This window comes from Nitratireductor aquibiodomus NL21 = JCM 21793 (assembly GCF_000615975.1).
Taxonomy (GTDB): Bacteria; Pseudomonadota; Alphaproteobacteria; order Rhizobiales; family Rhizobiaceae; genus Nitratireductor; species Nitratireductor aquibiodomus.
Map to the genome: position 1 here is coordinate 1 of NZ_BAMP01000090.1, position 16,578 is coordinate 16,578.

Annotated in this window: 11 protein-coding genes and 3 pseudogenes; 8 read left to right on the plus strand and 6 right to left on the minus strand. The window is 62.2% G+C overall.

Annotated elements, in window-relative coordinates; genetic code table 11:
- The 6 genes and pseudogenes from JCM21793_RS27005 to JCM21793_RS18865 form a co-directional block, all read left to right on the plus strand.
- Positions 1-706 (plus strand): annotated as a pseudogene (locus tag JCM21793_RS27005) (FAD-dependent oxidoreductase); the annotation flags it as partial.
- Positions 707-729: 23 nt separating this feature from the next.
- Positions 730-1,080, plus strand: coding sequence for a cupin domain-containing protein (locus JCM21793_RS18845; RefSeq protein WP_025031355.1), 351 nt, complete (start codon positions 730-732; stop codon positions 1,078-1,080).
- A gap of 4 nt (positions 1,081-1,084) precedes the next feature.
- Positions 1,085-1,378 (plus strand): sarcosine oxidase subunit delta, encoded by a 294-nt coding sequence (locus tag JCM21793_RS18850; RefSeq protein ID WP_025031356.1) that lies wholly within the window; start codon positions 1,085-1,087, stop codon positions 1,376-1,378.
- A complete protein-coding gene (locus JCM21793_RS18855) occupies positions 1,378-4,362 on the plus strand; it encodes a sarcosine oxidase subunit alpha (RefSeq protein ID WP_025031357.1) in 2,985 nt (994 codons plus the stop codon). Before JCM21793_RS18850 ends, JCM21793_RS18855 begins: the two co-directional genes overlap by 1 nt.
- A complete protein-coding gene (locus JCM21793_RS18860; RefSeq protein ID WP_025031358.1) occupies positions 4,355-4,897 on the plus strand; it encodes a sarcosine oxidase subunit gamma in 543 nt (180 codons plus the stop codon). The genes JCM21793_RS18855 and JCM21793_RS18860 overlap by 8 nt, the downstream gene beginning before the upstream one ends.
- 60 nt (positions 4,898-4,957) lie before the next feature.
- Positions 4,958-5,254: a hypothetical protein gene (locus JCM21793_RS18865; protein WP_025031359.1), complete on the plus strand. Its 297-nt coding sequence runs from the start codon at positions 4,958-4,960 to the stop codon at positions 5,252-5,254.
- Here JCM21793_RS18865 and JCM21793_RS18870 read toward each other — a convergent pair.
- Positions 5,251-6,672 (minus strand): MFS transporter, encoded by a 1,422-nt coding sequence (locus JCM21793_RS18870; protein WP_007008539.1) that lies wholly within the window; start codon positions 6,670-6,672, stop codon positions 5,251-5,253. The two genes, JCM21793_RS18865 and JCM21793_RS18870, sit on opposite strands and share 4 nt — an antisense overlap.
- Before the next feature lie 23 nt (positions 6,673-6,695).
- Positions 6,696-7,376 carry a helix-turn-helix transcriptional regulator gene (locus JCM21793_RS18875; RefSeq protein WP_025031360.1) on the minus strand — a complete coding sequence of 227 codons (681 nt, stop codon included), beginning with the start codon at positions 7,374-7,376 and terminating at the stop codon, positions 6,696-6,698.
- 138 nt (positions 7,377-7,514) lie between these two features.
- On the opposite strand from JCM21793_RS18875, the gene JCM21793_RS18880 reads away from it, so the two are divergent.
- The gene (locus JCM21793_RS18880) at positions 7,515-8,525 is read left to right on the plus strand and encodes a DUF2156 domain-containing protein (RefSeq protein ID WP_025031361.1); all 1,011 of its coding nucleotides are present in this window, start codon (positions 7,515-7,517) and stop codon (positions 8,523-8,525) included.
- Positions 8,526-8,740: 215 nt separating this feature from the next.
- Positions 8,741-10,745: pseudogene (locus JCM21793_RS27010) on the plus strand (BCCT family transporter).
- A 194-nt stretch (positions 10,746-10,939) separates the two neighbouring features.
- Here JCM21793_RS27010 and JCM21793_RS18890 read toward each other — a convergent pair.
- The 4 genes and pseudogenes from JCM21793_RS18890 to JCM21793_RS18905 form a co-directional block, all read right to left on the minus strand.
- A complete protein-coding gene (locus tag JCM21793_RS18890; RefSeq protein WP_007008543.1) occupies positions 10,940-11,647 on the minus strand; it encodes a methyltransferase domain-containing protein in 708 nt (235 codons plus the stop codon).
- 211 nt (positions 11,648-11,858) lie between these two features.
- A complete protein-coding gene (locus JCM21793_RS18895) occupies positions 11,859-12,341 on the minus strand; it encodes a MaoC family dehydratase (protein WP_007008544.1) in 483 nt (160 codons plus the stop codon).
- Positions 12,342-12,451: 110 nt separating this feature from the next.
- Positions 12,452-15,573 (minus strand): annotated as a pseudogene (locus JCM21793_RS27015) (efflux RND transporter permease subunit).
- On the minus strand, positions 15,570-16,578 hold a 1,009-nt coding region (locus JCM21793_RS18905), incomplete at its 5' end, for an efflux RND transporter periplasmic adaptor subunit (RefSeq protein ID WP_036540895.1). The gene JCM21793_RS18905 and the pseudogene JCM21793_RS27015, both read right to left, overlap by 4 nt.

The following is a 16,578-nucleotide window of genomic DNA, read 5'->3' on the forward strand; positions in this document are numbered from 1 at the left end:
GTCACGATGCTGTTGCCTGGGGCTATGCGCGGGCGGCGGCGTCGCGCGGCGTCGACATCATCCAGAATTGCGAGGTCACCGGCATCAATCGCGGGCCGGATGGCTCCGTCACCGGTGTGGAAACCACGCGCGGAACCATCGGCGCGAAGAAGGTCGGCGTTGTCGCCGCCGGTCATTCCACGGTGCTGATGCAGATGGCGGGGGTCCAGGTGCCGCTGGAATCCTACCCACTTCAGGCACTCGTGTCGGAACCGGTCAAGCCGGTCTTCCCCTGCGTGGTCATGTCCAACACGGTGCATGCCTATATCTCCCAGTCCGACAAGGGCGAACTGGTCATCGGGGCGGGCACCGATCAATACACCTCCTATTCGCAGACCGGCGGGCTGCACATCATCCAGCACACGCTCGACGCAATCTGCGAGATGTTCCCGATCTTCACCCGTATGAAGATGCTGCGGTCCTGGGGCGGCATTGTCGATGTCACGCCCGACCGTTCACCCATTCTGGCCAAAACCCCGGTGAAGGGGCTCTATGTGAATTGCGGCTGGGGCACGGGTGGCTTCAAGCGACGCCGGGCTCGGCGCATGTGTTTGCTCACACCGTCGCGCGCGACGAGCCGCATCCCATCAATGCGCCCTTCACGCTGGAGCGGTTCCGCAACGGGCGACTCATCGACGAGGCTGCAGCAGCAGCAGTCGCCCACTAAAGCAAAACCGCAGGAGATTTTGCATGAAAGCCATCAACCTCTCGGAGAAGCTGTCGCTTTTTAGCGAACACTGGTCGCCAAGAATTGTCGGCTCCTACAACGGCAACGATCTCCTTGTGGTGAAGGTCAAAGGCGAATTCGTCTGGCATTCGCACGAGGAGACGGATGACTTTTTTCTGGTTCTCAAGGGACGGGTCACCATCCGCATGCGCGAAGGCGATGTGGAGCTTGGGCCCGGGGAGCTGTTTGTCGTCCCTAAAGGCGTTGAACATTGCCCTGTGGCCGAGGAGGAAGCGCATCTTCTCTTGATCGAACCCGCGGGCACGCCCAATACCGGCGATCCCCGCACGGCTGCCTCCAAGAAGCGGATCTGAGCTCATGCTTCTCATTCACTGCCCCTATTGCGGGGAAGATCGGCCGGAACTGGAATTCCGCCATGCCGGCGAAGCGCATATCGCGCGGCCTGAAAACATGGCCGATATGTCGGACGAAGATTTCGAGCGCTTCTTCTTCATTCGCTCAAACCCCAAGGGCATCGTCTATGAGCGCTGGCGGCACATCCATGGCTGCGCCCGCTTCTTCAACGCTGCGCGCGACACGGTGTCGGACCGGTTCCTGACGACTTATAAGGCCGGCGAGCCGAAGCCCGATCTCGGCGGGGAGGGGGCGTGATGCCTCAAACCTTCCGCATTGCCAGCGTTGGCCGGCTCGATAACGCCGATCCCGTTCGTTTCACCTTCGACGGCAAGTCCTTCGAGGGGCTGCATGGCGATACGCTTGCATCGGCCCTGCTTGCCAATGGCGTGCATCTTGTGGGCCGCTCCTTCAAATATCACCGCCCGCGCGGCATGGTGTCAGCCGGGGCTGAAGAACCCAATGCGCTGGTTGGCGTTCACCGTGATGCCGCGCGCAGAGCGCCCAATGTGCGGGCCACCGTTCAGGAAATCCATGAGGGGCTCGACGCGGTGTCACAGAACCGCTGGCCCTCGCTCTCCTTCGATGTCGGCGCGCTCAACGATCTGGCGTCGCCCTTCTTCTCTGCCGGGTTCTACTACAAGACCTTCATGTGGCCGAAGGCCGCCTGGGAGCGGGTTTACGAGCCCTTTATCCGGCGCGCTGCCGGTCTTGGCGAAGCGCCCGACCGGCCCGATCCGGACTGTTACGCAAACCGTTTCGCCCATTGCGACGTGCTGGTCATTGGCGGCGGTGCGGCCGGGCTTTCCGCAGCACTCGCTGCCGCCGATGCAGGCGCACGCGTCATTCTGGCCGACGAACAGGCGGAAACGGGCGGCGCACTGCGCTATGAAACCGGCGCGATGATCGACGGCATACCCGGCTGGGACTGGGCGCAGGCCGTGACGGCGGAGCTTGTCGCGCGCGACAATGTCCAGCTTCTCACCCGCACCACGGGCTTTGGCTATTACGCGCAGAACATGGTGGGGCTCGTCGAGCGGCTGACCGATCACCTCGTCAGCCCCGCCACGGATCAGCCGCGGGAGCGGCTCTGGCAGGTGCGGGCAAAGCGCGTCGTGCTCGCCACCGGGGCCATAGAACGGCACATGGTGTTTCCCGACAACGACCGGCCCGGCATCATGCTGGCGTCCGCTGCCCGCTCCTATCTGAACCATTTCGGCGTTGCGGTGGGGCGCAATGTGGCGGTCTACACGGCCGAAGACAGCGCGTGGCAGGCCGCTATCGATCTGAAACGCGCGGGCGTGAGCATTGCCGCTATTGTCGATTGCCGGCCCGATCCGCAGGGGCCGCATGTGGAAGAGGCGCGCCGGTTGGGCATCGAATGCCTGACGGGTCATGCCGTGACCGGGACAGCCGGGCGGCTCAGGATTTCGTCCATCAAGGTTCGCCCGGCGTCGGGCGGCGCGGAACGCAGCATTGCCTGCGATGCGCTCATCACCTCTTCGGGTTGGACTCCCGCCGTTCACCTCTTTTCGCAGTCGCGTGGCAAACTTGTCTTCGATGCGGAAACACAGTGCTTTCTGCCCGGCAATTCCGTGCAGGATCTAACCTCGGTCGGCGCCTGCGCCGGCACGGTCGATCTCAGCGAAACGGTCGCCGAAGCGCTCAAGGCCGGGCACGAGGCCGCCGGCGGTGCGGCCCGCAAGCTGCCAAAGCTTTCCGCCGACAGCACCGAGCGCTGGTCCGGCGGCATGCTGGGTGCGGGCGAGGGGGCTGGTGCCGAAAGCACAGCCAAAGCCTTCGTGGATTTCCAGAACGACGTGACCGCGAAGGACATCCGCCAGGCGGTGCGCGAGGGCATGCGCTCCATCGAGCACGTCAAGCGTTTCACCACCACCGGCATGGCGACCGATCAGGGCAAGACGTCCAACATGCACGGTCTCGCTATCGCCGCCGAGATGCTTGGCAAACCCATTCCCGAAGTGGGGCTCACCACGTTCCGCGCGCCCTACACGCCGGTCACCTTCGGCGCGCTTGTGGGGCACGGCAAGGGGCGTCTGTTCGAGCCGGTGCGGCGCACGCCCATGCACGACTGGGCCGAGGCGCACGGGGCCGTGTTCGAGGATGTGGGGCAGTGGAAACGCGCCTGGTTCTTCCCGCAGGCCGGCGAAGACATGCATGCAGCGGTCGCCCGCGAGTGCCGCACGGTGCGCCAGAGTGCGGGCATTTTCGACGCCACCACGCTTGGCAAGATCGAGGTCGTCGGGCCGGATGCCGCGCGCTTCATGGAACTCATGTACACCAACCCGTGGCAGAAACTCGGCATCGGGCGCTGCCGCTATGGCGTCATGCTGCGCGAGGACGGGTTTATCTATGATGACGGCGTCGTGGGGCGGCTTGCCGAAGACCGCTTCCACGTGACCACCACGACCGGCGGCGCGCCGCGCGTGCTCAATCACATGGAAGACTACCTCCAGACCGAGTTTCCCGACCTGAAAGTCTATCTGACCTCCACCTCGGAGCAATGGGCGGTGATCGCCGTTCAGGGGCCGAAAAGCCGCGACATCATCGCCCCGCTGGTGGAAGGGATCGACCTATCCGACGAGGCGATGCCGCACATGTCGGTGCGGGAGGGGATGATCTGCGGCGTACCCACGAGGCTTTTCCGCATGTCGTTCACCGGCGAGCGCGGTTTTGAGATCAACGTGCCGGCGGATTATGGCCGCGCCGTGTGGGAGGCCGTCTGGGCGGAAGGCGAAAAGCATGGGGCCTGCGCCTACGGTACCGAAACCATGCATGTGCTGCGCGCCGAAAAGGGTTTTATCATTGTCGGGCAGGAGACGGACGGCACCGTCACGCCGCATGATGCAGGACTTTCCTGGGCCATCGGCAGGAAGAAGACGGATTTCGTCGGCATGCGCGGCCTTGCCCGGCCAGATCTGGTGGCTCCCGGCCGCAAACAGCTCGTGGGCCTCAGGACGCGCGATCCGAAAACGGTTCTGGAAGAGGGCGCGCAGATCGTTGCCGACTCGCAAGCGCCGATCCCCGTGCCCATGCTCGGTCATGTCACATCCTCCTACTGGTCGGAGAATTGCGGCCATTCCATCGCCTTGGCGCTGGTGGCGGGCGGGCATGAACGGATGGGCGAAACCCTTTATGTGCCGATGCCGGATGGCGTGATCGCGGTAGAAGTCACCTCGACGGTTTTCTTTGACGAGAAGGGAGAGCGCACCAATGGCTGACGCAATCGCCCGCGCGAGCGCGCTGGAAGGCCGTTTTCTCAATGATGAAGGCATCACGCTGGTACGTGCGGAGCCTGCCACGCGGCTTTCGCTTCGCGCGCCGAAGACTGCGGTGAAGTCTCTTTCGAAGGCCCTGGGCCTCGATCTGCCGCAGCGTCCGAAGACGTCCACCGCGAAAGACGGCCGTGCCGCTCTCTGGCTCGGCCCGGACGAATGGCTGGTAATCGACGAGAACGAGGCCGATCTGGTCGGGGCCTGCGCCTCTGTCAGTGCGTTTCACTCCGCCGTCGACGTTTCGCATCGCAACACGGCAATCCTCGTGTCTGGTCCGCGCGCCGAAGCGGTGCTCAATGCCGGTTGCCCGCAGGATCTGTCGCTTGATGCCTTTCCCGTCGGCGCGTGCTCCCGCACGGTCTTTGGCAAGACCGAAATCATCTTGTGGCGAACGGAGAAAGACGCTTTCCGGGTGGAATGCTGGCGCTCTTTTTCCGACTATGTTTTCATGCTTCTGAAGGCAGCCGCGCGCGATCGATAATCGCAGACGAGCGGAACCGACGCGGCTGTTTCGGCATTGATCCGAAAAAGGATGATATCGATGCAGCCTGATCCCAAGAAGCCAAAACCCGAAACCGAGAATGAGCGTGCCGCCAAAGAGGAAGCACTGGAGGAGGGTTTAGAAGACAGTTTTCCGGCAAGCGATCCGGTGTCCGTCACGCGCACGACCCGCACCGGGGCGCCGGGAGAATTTGCGAAAAAGCCTCAGAAGAGGAGGCTGAATGCCGAGGAGCTTGAAGAGGAACTTGACGAAGGTCTTGAGGATACTTTTCCAGCCAGCGACCCCGTGTCCGTGACCTCCACCACGCACACGGGGCGTCCAAAGAGAGATCGCTAACCCTTCTCAGCCCTCCGGCTTGCAATGCGCCAGGCAGCGGCTGCGCCGAAGGCGGCCAGCGGCACGAAGCTGACAAACACCCAGAGCGCCACGGCCTGCATGGCTTGCGCCGTGCCGCCTTCGGCAAAGCCGGCCATGTTGGCGACGATGCCTGCGAGGGCGGCGCCAAGCGCGAAGGCGATCTGCTGCGTTGTCGGCATGGCCGCGGATGCGCTGTCGCGTTCGTGTTCGGGCGCGGCTGCAACCACGCGGCGGATGAGAAATCCCCAGAGCATGCCGAAGCCTGCGCCCTGTGCGAGCGAAAGCAGCACGATGGCCCAGACCGGCCCTTCCGCCATGGCGGGACCGAGCAGCGCAACCGCCAGCAGGATGAGCAGGGCGCCGGTTTTCATTACAAGGCGCTCTCCTGCCTCGTTTGCGCCGGCGAAAAGGATCGCCGTCGAGCTCCACGCAACGGCTTCTGCCGCCATCACATAGCCTGCACCGAGCGCTGACATGCCGTGAATGCGCTGGAGGAAGAACGGGCCGTAAACGGTGAAGGACATGGCCGCCGTGCCAAGCGCCAGATTGGCGACGAAACCGGCGCCGACAGGCGAACGAATATCAAATGCGCGCGTTGGGAACATTTTGTCGGTCGCACGGTTGCCATCGCGTTTCAGGAAGAGGAAAAACAATGCCGCACCCGCTGCCACCAGAGGCAGCGAGATGCCGGGTGTCACGTAAATGCCCGCTGTCGCCACAGCCAGAACGGCAAGCGAGAGAAGTATGAGCCGCACCAGGGGAAAACGCTGAGCCGCTTCCGATGCGCCCCTCGTCGGACGCAGGAACATTGGCACCAGAACCGCAAGCAGCAGCGCCTGGATCGCAAAGGTCCAGAATCCCCAGCGCCACAGGCCGAGATCGGCGAAGAAGCCGCCGATCATGGGGCCGCAGAAGGCCGACGCCCCCCAAATGGCGGACATCAGGGCGATCAGGCGCGGCCACATTTCTTCGGGGAAAAGACGCCGGATCGCAACATATGTGAGTGCGACCAGAAGGCCGCCGCCGACGCCCTGACCAAAACGGCCAAGCAGCATGACCGGCATGTTGGGCGCGAGTGCGCTGATGGCACAGCCAATTGTGTAAACGAGGGCTGCGACCACAAAGGCGCGGCGGAGGCCGATCGCCGTGGCCGCAAGGGCGGCTGCGGCAGCGGAAATGATCGAGCCCAGCAGGTAGAGCGACAGCGTCCAGCTCACCAGCCGGTCGCCGCCAATCTCCGCAACCGCCGCCGGCATTGCCGTTGCGACGAGCAGCGTGTCGGCGGCGTGGAGCCAGATGCCGAGACAAAGGAGCGCGAACTGGCCGAGCTGGCCGGTTTTCAGGATCGCCGCCCAGCCGGCATTGCCGAGCGGTGCCTCGGTTTGTGCATCAGTCATGATGTGCCTCGGTAAAATCGGGTTCAGTCGCCTGAACGTGCTTCTATGCGGTAGGCGCAGCGACGTGCGCCCGCCAGAATATGGTCCGTGCGCTCAACCCGTGTCTGCGGGCCGAGCACGGCCTTGAAAACGCTGAGTTCGGAACGGCAAAAGCCCTGGCAGGCCGTTGCGGCCGCACAAATCGGGCAGTGGTTTTCGATCAGGAGAAAGGCGCCGTCGTCGAGCGGTTCGACTTCGGCCATGTAACCCTCGCGGGCGCGGATACGGGCCAGCGCGACGACACGCTCCTCAAGATCGGAATGCGCTTTTACCGCGTTTTCGTAAGATGTCTTCATTGTCTGTTCGCGCTGCCCGATCAGCCTGTCGAGGCCGTCTTCACCAAAAATGCGGCGGATCGAGCTGATCAGGTCAAGGGTCAGGTCCGAATGGCTGTCGGGGAAACGGCCGTGTCCCTTTGCCGTCAGGCGCCACACACGCTCCGGACGTCCGGGACCTCGCGCTTCCTCCTGAAACTGAACCAGATGGCTTTCCTCCAGCCGTGAAAGCTGCTTGCGCACGGCAACGGACGATATCTTCAGGAAGTGCGCGAGCCGCTGGGCCGTCATCGCCCCCTTCGTCTTGAGTGCGAAGAGGATGCGCTCATCCGCCGTTTCCGGTGCGGCTTCGGGCTGAACAGGTGCAATGGATGTGGGGGATGCGGGCATGACGAATCTCCGATTGACAATAAAATAACCTATTAGTTTCTTTATTGTCAATCGGCTTGTCACGTCAGGCAATGCGTGGCATCCCTCCATCCGTGGGGGCGCGGAACATGATTCTTCGCCGTGAACCAGATATCTCGTTTGTCCAGTTTTGATCGCCTGAGCGACAACGCTCTCCTCTCCGCTGACCAGCGCCATGCGCTACTTCGCCGGCACGGCAATTTCGTGCTGGCCTATTCGGTCGCGCATCAGCCCGGGCTGCGCTACTTCGGCAATGAGCACGGCGTTATCGCTTATCGCATGGTGGGCCGCACGGCCTATGCGCTGGCCGATCCTCTGGCCCCGCGCGCTCTCTGGCCTGAGCTGCTGGCCGCCTTTGTTGCGGCCAGGCAGGATGTCACCTTCTGGCAGGTCTCGCGCCCCATGGCAGAACTCCTGTCGTCGAACGGGTTCTTCGTGAACGCGCTGGGTATCGAAAGCCTGATCGACCTTCAGACATATGATTTCGCAGGCCCGTCGCGGCGCAGCTTCCGCACGGCAACCAACCGGTTTACGCGCATGGGATGCCGTGTCGAAGAGGTTCCCGTCGCTGGGCTCGACCCGAAACGCGTGGAGGCGATTTCACTTGGTTGGCGGCGAACCCGCACCACGAAACGGCGTGAGCTTTCCTTCCTTGTGCGCCCGATTCAGTTGCGCGACGAGGCGGATGTCCGCAAGTTTTTCATTCTCGACCAGAACGATCAGCCGGTCGCTTTCGCTTTCTTCGATCCGCTCTATGAGGATGACAGGCTGGTCGGCTACCTTTCGGCCACGCGGCGCTGGCTGCCCGATACGGATCCGCTGGCTGCTTACTTTCTGGTGCGCCGCGCCGTGGAAACCTTTCAGGCCGAAGGGGTGCCGAAGCTTTATCTCGGCCTCATGCCCTTCCACAAGATCGAGGATCAGGAGTTCCAGAAGGACTGGCTGACCCGTCGCGCTTTCCGGTTCATCTACACCAATCCGATTGCCCAGAAGCTTGTCTATCCGACCCAGTCTCTCGCCAGACACAAGGAAAGTTATGGCGGTGAAGCGCGCGAAACATGGTGCGCGATGAACACACAACCCTCGCTGCCGCGGCTCCTCAAGCTCATTCGGGCATGCGGGGTTCTCTGAACGAGCGTTCTCTCTTGCCGGCTGCAGGGGCATGCGCAGCTTCGGGAACTGCCTGTCATTGACAATCCGGGTCATGGACCCCAGAAACGGAGCGCCTGCCGCCGGCGCTCCGCGGCCGTGTTCCAGCCATTCAGGGAACGGCCGTACTCCGTGCGAGCCACTGCTTGAGAGCGCCATCCGCCATTTCGAAAACGGGAGCGCAAAAAGTAATCCCCATGTTTAATCGCTTTGTCATCAACCCGCCGGTCTTTTTCGGTGCGGTCTCCATCATCGCCGTGTTTCTTTTGATCGGCATCGTTTTTCCCGGTCGGGCAGGGGAGCTGTTCTCCGCACTGCAGAGCAGCATCCTGGCGAGCTTCGGCTGGCTCTATCTCCTTGCTGTCGGCATTTTTCTGGCGGCGGTGCTTCTGTTTTCATTCGGGCAATTCGGCAGGCTGAAGCTGGGTCCGGACGATTCCGAGCCCGAGTTTAAATATCATTCCTGGGTTGCCATGCTCTTTGCTGCAGGCATGGGCATCGGGCTGATGTTTTATGCGGTCGGGGAACCGATGACGCATTTTCTTGCGCCACCCACCGCGGAACCCGGCAGCATCGCCGCGATGCGTGAAGCCATGACGGTGACCTTCTTTCACTGGGGCATTCATGCCTGGGCCATTTACGCCGTGGTCGGTCTGTCGCTTGCCTATTTCGGCTATCGCTACAATCTGCCGCTTACGATCCGTTCAGGCCTCTATCCGCTGTTGAAGGACAGGATCAACGGCCCCATCGGCCATGCGGTTGATATCTTTGCCATTGTCGGCACGATGTTCGGTATCGCCACGTCGCTCGGGCTCGGCGTTACCCAGATCAATGCCGGTCTCAATTATCTGATCGGTCTACCCATCGCACCCTGGGTGCAATTGCCGCTGATCGCGCTCATCACCGCCTTTGCCACCATCTCGGTGGTTACGGGGCTCGACAAGGGCGTGCGCATTCTGTCCGAGACCAATCTGGTTGTCGCAGTCCTGTTGATGATCTTCGTTCTGATTGTCGGGCCAACGGCTGATCTCTTTCGGGACTTCGTCCAGAATATCGGCCTCTATCTCGACACGCTCGTTCTGCGCACCTTCAACATCTACGCATATGAACCGACCCCGTGGATCGACGGCTGGACCTGTTCTACTGGGCATGGTGGATCTCCTGGTCGCCTTTCGTCGGCATGTTCATCGCCCGCATTTCACGCGGGCGCACCGTGCGTGAGTTCGTAACGGCAGTGCTGTTCATCCCGGCGGGTTTCACCTTTTTCTGGATGACGGTGTTCGGCAACACTGCGATCTTCGTAGACACCGGCATCGCCGCTGGTGAGCTGGGTGCCGAAGTTGCCAGGGATGTGTCAGTCGGTCTTTTCCAGTTCTTCACCTATCTGCCGTTCACCGGCCTCACATCGACACTGGCAGTCGCGCTGGTGGCGATCTTCTTCGTCACTTCGTCGGATTCCGGTTCTCTCGTCATCGACACGATCGCAGCCGGCGGCGAAACGGAAACGACGACCCTGCAGCGTGTCTTCTGGTGCGCGCTGGAGGGGCTGGTTGCCGCATCCCTTCTTCTGGCCGGAGGTCTCGGTGCATTGCAGTCGGCAACCATTGCCAGTGCGTTGCCGTTCACATTTGTCATGCTTGCGCTGGTCTGGGCGCTTTATGTCGGCATGCGGGCTGACCTGGCGCAGCGCGAAGCTCATGCCGCAGTGCCGCAGGTGGCCCCGGCCTATCCCGCCTCCGGGCTCACATGGCAGCGCAGGCTGGGGCTGATGCTGCATGCGCCGAGTGAGAAGGAAACGCTCGCCTTCATCCAGAAGGACGTGAAGCCCGCACTGGAGCAGGTGGCGAGGGAACTGACCGAGCGGGGGCGTGAAGCCTTTGTGGAGGAAGAGGAAAGTGGCGCCATCGCGCTCACATCGCCGGCTGAAGACATGCGCAACTTCGTTTACGGGGTGGCCCCTGCTTCGCAGAAACTGCCGGCGTTCTCGGCCTTCGATGCGGCGCGGTCCGGCTTGCGATATGAGGCCCGCACCCAGTTTTCGAGCGGCAGCAAGGGCTACGACATCATGGGTATGACACGCGATCAGATCATTCACGATGTGCTGATCCAGTATGAGCGCTATCTGCTATTGGTGCAGTCGACCGCATCTGACTGGTCTCGGCGGCGCCCGAGCATGACGTTCAGGCCCAGAAGGAAGAGTAAGGGCTTTTGAGCATTCTGCAGTCAGCCGGAACCGCATGAATGCGCACAGTCAGATGGAGCGGAGCGGCGTTTAGATGAAGCGCTGAACCGCCCTCGAGGGCCGGAACGTCAGCCGCTTCCGGCCCTTCTTATCGTCCCTGTTCCTGGTTTCCCTGCCACGTCGCGGGAACCCGGGACGAGAGATAGTGCCGCGCTCAGTGCGTGCGCATGGCCATGATTGACTTGTTCAGGAAGGCGAATTTCTCAAGCACGATATGGCCGTCATCGAACAATCGCCGCATCTGCCGCGTGGAGATGAGCGTGTTGTGCTCAACCAGATCGCAGGCTTCTTCCGGATCGGGAGTGCGCGGGAAAAAGCCCAGTTGAAAGCGCTGTACGAGTGCGATCCTGGCTGTCTTGGGAAGATACTGAAACCCGGGCATGCGAAAATGCGGTTCGAAGGGAAACCAGAAGTTCGGGGTCTGCACGAAATAGCGCCGCGAGAGCCGCTTCGTGTTCTCGGCGAACTGCATCATGCGTTCCCAGCTTCCAACGTGCTCCACGACGGAGTTCGAATGAACGAAATCGAACTGCTCTCCGGCGAAAAGGTCCGGATCGGCAGCGTCACCTGAAAGCGCGTGGAACATTTCCGTGTCCTCCACCTGTTCCGCTTCAAGGTTGAGGAGCGTGATCTTCATGTTCTGACGGTGATGGTTCAGAAAATCCGCACCGATCTTCCAGTATTCCTCGGTTCCGCCGAGATCGAGAATTCTGATCTGCCGCTTCTCGGCAAGGGCATCCTCGATAAGCGGACGGATGTTCTGAAATCGCTTTGCGCGGAAATTGAATTCGAGGCTTTCACGATCCGCATAGGGGTTCTTTTGTGCTTTTTTCTTTGGCGGAGCGTTTAAACTGACGGTCATGAAAACTCTCGGGAGAATGGGAACGCGGCCAACAATCTGAAATGACACGCTGTTTATTTGGATGAATAGCTTCCGCGAAGCGGACAGGCAATTCTCTTACGGCTTGTAACGTTAATGCCGGCAACTCTTCTCTTGAAAAGTGGCAGCGCCTGTTGGGTGTTCAGTGATCCCGCATCGCTTTGATAAGGTTACAGGAAACCGCCAGCTGCGGTCAGTCTTCCTTTGTCCGGTCGGGCATCGCCAGTGTCAGCCAGTGCGCTGTGAGAGCGGGTTTGATCGAGTTCTCGATCTCTACGGAGACATCGTAGTTGACCTCGGCGATGCCTGACGGGCGCAGCTTGATCGCGGCGAGGATGAAACGGGCGCGGATGCGGGCGCCGCATCGCACCGGTGCCAGAAAACGGATGCGCTCGAAGCCGAAGTTCACACCCATGGCGGAGCCCTCCAGCCGTGGCACGGCTTCGAACACCATGGTCGACAGTAGCGACAGCGACAGGAAGCCATGCGCGATGGTGCCGCCATAGGGCGTTTCCCGGGCCGCGCGCTCGGGGTCGGTGTGGATGAACTGGTGATCGTCCGTCGCCGCGGCAAACTGGTCGATCATCTCCTGGGTGACGACACGCCAGTTGGACAGGCCGACTTCCTGCCCTACCAGTTTCTCGGCTTCTTCAATGCTGATTGTCCCGGTGGTCAACGGGGCACTCCGTGGCTGTTGAACTGGTTGCGCGGTGTGCTTCCCCACCCGCGCGCCGCGCACAGATACAGTTTTGTACTGCGATTGTCACCCGCCAGAAGAGGCATCCGTCAGGATGCCTTCCCGCCGATCCGCGACGCGTGGTCAAGTTCGCGTTCGAGCCTTGCTTCCTCCTCCACTTTTGGAGTGATGAAGCGCCCGAGCACCAGATAGGCAACCGGGGTGAGGAAGAGGGTCGACAGCGTCGAAAGGCCGAGACCTCCGACGATCACCCAGCCAAGCGCGATGCGTGCTTCCGCGCCTGCGCCGCTTGCGAGCACCAGCGGCACGCCCCCGACAATGGTGCAGATCATTGTCATGGCCACCGGACGCAGGCGGATCAATGATGCCTCCTCGATGGCCTCGCGCACGCCCAGCCCGCGATCGCGGAGCTGGTTGGCGAACTCGACGATGAGAATGCCGTTCTTGGCCATGATGCCGACGAGGAGCACGAGGCCGATCTGGCTGTAGACGTTGAGGCTGGTGCCCGTCAGAAGCATGGCGAACACGGCGCAGGCGAGCCCGAGCGGAACCGTGGCCATGATGATGATGGCGCTGACGAAGCTCTCGAACTGGGCTGCCAGAACGAGGAGGATGATGACCAGCGCAAAACCGAAAATGATCAGCATGGAGTTGGCGGTCTCGCCAAGCGCGGCTGCTTCTCCAAGCGGCACAAGCCGCATGCCTGGTTCGAGCAGGGGCGCGGCGATCTCCTGCGCCCGCTGATAGGCTTCGCCAAGTGCGACATCGCCGAGTGCTGCGTTGACGCCGACCGAACGCAACTGATCCTCGCGCGACAGCGATGGCGGCACGGCCTGCTCCTTCAGAGTGGCGATCACGGACAAAGGCACGAAGCGTCCGTCGCCGGCCTTGATGTAGATGTTCTCCAGATCGGTGGGATCGTTCACCGGATTGGTGGTCGAGACCAGTTTGACGTCGACGCTACGGTCGTCGATGAAGACCGAACCAATTTTGCGGCCATCAAGCATCGCCTGGATCGTGTTGCCAAGACCGTCGATGTCGATCCCCAGATCGAACGCGCGTTCGCGGTCGATGGCGATGGAAAGCTGGGGCTGTGTCGTGTCGTCGGAGAGGCGGGCCTGACGGAAGCCCGGATCCTCGTCCATGGCCGCGACGATCTTTTCTGCCGTCTCCGTCAGTTTTGCGTAGTTGTTGCCGGCGATTGCGAAACTCAGCCCGTTGCCCGCGCCACGGATGCCAAGGCTGTTGGGCTGGAAGACGAAGGCGCGCACGCCGGGTTCGTTGCGCACGCGGGTGGAAATGTCAGCGACGATCTCCTGCTGGCTGCGCGCGCGGTTTTCCCAGTCGGCCAGACGCAATACGAGAAAGCCGCTGTTGGAGGAGCCCCGGCCTGCGATCGAGAATGTGCTGACCACCTCGCCACTGTCGCGCAGGGGCTGTATCAGCGTTTCGATGCGGCGCATCCGTTCCGCGAAGTAGTCGAGGCTGACACCCTGTGGCGCCGAAACGCGCATGAAGGCGATCGAGCGATCTTCGCTCGGTGTGATTTCGGATTTGATGAAACCGAACGCACCATAGGCGGCCGCCGCGAAAAGCACCGAAATCACGATCACCAGGGCAGGCGCATTGAGGCAGGCCTGCAGGCAGCGTCGATAGATGGTGGAAAGGGCCCGCCCGGCGCGTGCGCCCATTCCGGTAGCTTCCCCCGCTTCGCCTTCGGATGGGAGGCCAGCATGCGGGACGCCAGCATCGGGCAGAGCGAGAGCGCCACGATGGAAGAAAGAAAAACCGCCATGGCCAGAACGAAGCCGAATTCCTTGAAGAGGCCACCTGCCTGCCCCGGCAGGAAGGAAATGGGCACGAAGACCGCGATCAGCGTTGCCGTCGTTGCCAGCACTGCGAAGAAGACCTCCTGTGTGCCGAGCACGGCGGCTGCGCGCGCGCCCATGCCTTCATTGCGCCGGCGCACGATGTTTTCCAGCACCACGATGGCGTCGTCCACCACGAGCCCGGTGGCCAGAACCAGCGCCAGAAGGGTGAGAATATTGATGGAAAAGCCGGTCAGATAGATGGTCGCCAGTGTGCCGATCAGGGCGACCGGGATGGCGAGGCCGGGAATGATTGTCGCGCGGACGTCGCGCAGGAAGATGAAGATGACCAGAAGCACCACCGTCACGGCGATCATCAATGCGATCTCTACCTCATGGATGGCGCCGTTGATGAAGGTGGCATCATCGCTGGTGACCTCGATGTCGACCCCTTCGGGCAGGATTTCGCGCACGTCCTCCACCGCCTTGCGGACGCCGGTGGAAATCTCGAGTGTGTTCGACTGTGCCTGGCGCACAATGCCCAGCCCGATGCCGGTGCGGCCATTGGCGCGCAGCTGGCTTTCTCCCAGATCGCCGCCAAGCGTCACGGTCGCAACCTCGCCCAGCCGGACGTAGTCTTTGAGATAGATCGCTTCGAACTCTTCCGGTGTCGAGATGGCGGCCGTGGCGCGCACGGTCAGGTCCTGGGTCGTGTTGCTGAGGGAGCCTGCCGGCGTGTCGAACGCGACCGTGCCGAGTGCCTGCGAAACGTCGGCGACCGTCAGTCCCATGCTGGAGAGTTTCGTCTGGTCGATGTCGACGCGGAATATCTCGGTGCGGTCTCCATAGACCTGCACGTCGGCGACACCGGGCACGGCGGAAAAGGCATCGACGACCTCATCCTCCACCAGTGTCGTCAGTTCCTGCACCGGCATGTTTGCGGAGGTGAGCGCAATGCGCATCACCGCCTGCGCATCGTTGTCGGATTTGATGATGCGTGGTGCATCTGCATCATCGGGAAGGCTGTTCTGGATGCGGCTCACCGCATCGCGCAGGTCGGAGGCGGCGGTGTCCAGATTGACACTGTCGCTGAATTCCACCGTCACCCGGCTGCGGCCGTAGGAAGAATCCGACGAAATCGCCACGACGCCCGAGACACGGGCCGCGGCGCCTTCGATGATGGCGGTCACCTCGCGGTCCATCGTTTCTGCGGCGGCGCCTGAAAAATTGGTGGAAACGGTGATGACCGGGCGATCGACATCCGGCAGTTCGCGGACTTCGATGCCGAAGAGGGCGGCAAGACCCGCTACGGCAATCAGCGTGTTGAAAACAAAGGCCAGAACCGGCCGCCGGACGAAGAGAGCGGTGATGCCCGCCTGGGCGTTGTGAAGCGTCTCCTTCACGTCGCGGATCCTTCCGCATTGGCCAGTCTGGCGCCGGCATTGGCCGGGTTGCCCGCCGTTTCAACGGGCGCGCCCTCGCGCACATTATGGATGCCCTGGGTGACGACAAGGTCGTTCTCGCCAAACTCGGCATCGACCAGAACGCTGTCGGCGTTGCGCTGTACGATGCGCACGGGCTTTTGCCGTGCCATGCCGTTTTCGACGGTCCAGACGAACGGCCCGTCAGAGCTCCACTGGATCGCCAGCGGGTCGATAGCCGGATAGGTTTCGCCGGGGAAGCGCATGGAAATGGTGAATGCCATGCCGGCCCGCAGTCGGTCGTCGGGATTGTCGATGCGTCCCTCGATGCGCAGCGTGCGGCTTTCCGGGTCGATGCGATTGTCGATGGCGCTGATTTCACCTTCATGGACCGAAGATGCCCGGGCGACCGACGCGGCCGTCAGCGTCGAACCAATGTCGATCAGGTCGGCGTAGCGCTCGGGGATCCAGAAATCCACCAGGATCTGCGACCGGTCGTCGATGCTGGCGATTTCCGTGCTGCTCGTCACATAGCTGCCGGCCGAGATCGGCAGGATGCCGACCGTGCCGTCGATGGGGGCGGTGATGGAGCGGCGTTCAAGTGCGAGTTCGGCTTCGCGCTTGGCCAGTTCCGCATTGCGCAGGGCAAGCTCGGCTTCGTTCTGCTGCACCACACTCACCGTGTTCGACGTGCGCAGCGCCTTGATGCGTTCGAGCGTCGCCCGGGCGTCATCAAGAGCGATTACGGCACGGTCCAGAGCGATTTCCTCGGAATCGGAATCGAGCCTGGCAATAAGGTCGCCGGCCTTCACCTCAGCCCCGGACGTGACCGCAATTTCAACCAGCGTGCCCGCCGTGAGCGGATTGACGACAACCGAGCGCAGCGCCCGACCGGTGCCGATGGCGGAAAGCCTGTCGTTGATCGTTGCATGGGTGATGGGTGCGGTCACCACGGGGCCGGGCGCGCCTCCGCCCCGGCCTCCGCGC

Excerpts from the sequence above, each read along its gene's own strand:
- JCM21793_RS18875 (WP_025031360.1), bottom strand. The coding sequence starts at position 7,376 with ATGCCCGCATCCCCCACATCCATTGCACCTGTTCAGCCCGAAGCCGCA.
- JCM21793_RS18855 (WP_025031357.1), top strand. The coding sequence starts at position 1,378 with ATGCCTCAAACCTTCCGCATTGCCAGCGTTGGCCGGCTCGATAACGCC.
- JCM21793_RS18850 (WP_025031356.1), top strand. The coding sequence starts at position 1,085 with ATGCTTCTCATTCACTGCCCCTATTGCGGGGAAGATCGGCCGGAACTG.
- JCM21793_RS18860 (WP_025031358.1), top strand. The coding sequence starts at position 4,355 with ATGGCTGACGCAATCGCCCGCGCGAGCGCGCTGGAAGGCCGTTTTCTC.
- JCM21793_RS18845 (WP_025031355.1), top strand. The coding sequence starts at position 730 with ATGAAAGCCATCAACCTCTCGGAGAAGCTGTCGCTTTTTAGCGAACAC.
- JCM21793_RS18890 (WP_007008543.1), bottom strand. The coding sequence starts at position 11,647 with ATGACCGTCAGTTTAAACGCTCCGCCAAAGAAAAAAGCACAAAAGAAC.
- JCM21793_RS18865 (WP_025031359.1), top strand. The coding sequence starts at position 4,958 with ATGCAGCCTGATCCCAAGAAGCCAAAACCCGAAACCGAGAATGAGCGT.
- JCM21793_RS18870 (WP_007008539.1), bottom strand. The coding sequence starts at position 6,672 with ATGACTGATGCACAAACCGAGGCACCGCTCGGCAATGCCGGCTGGGCG.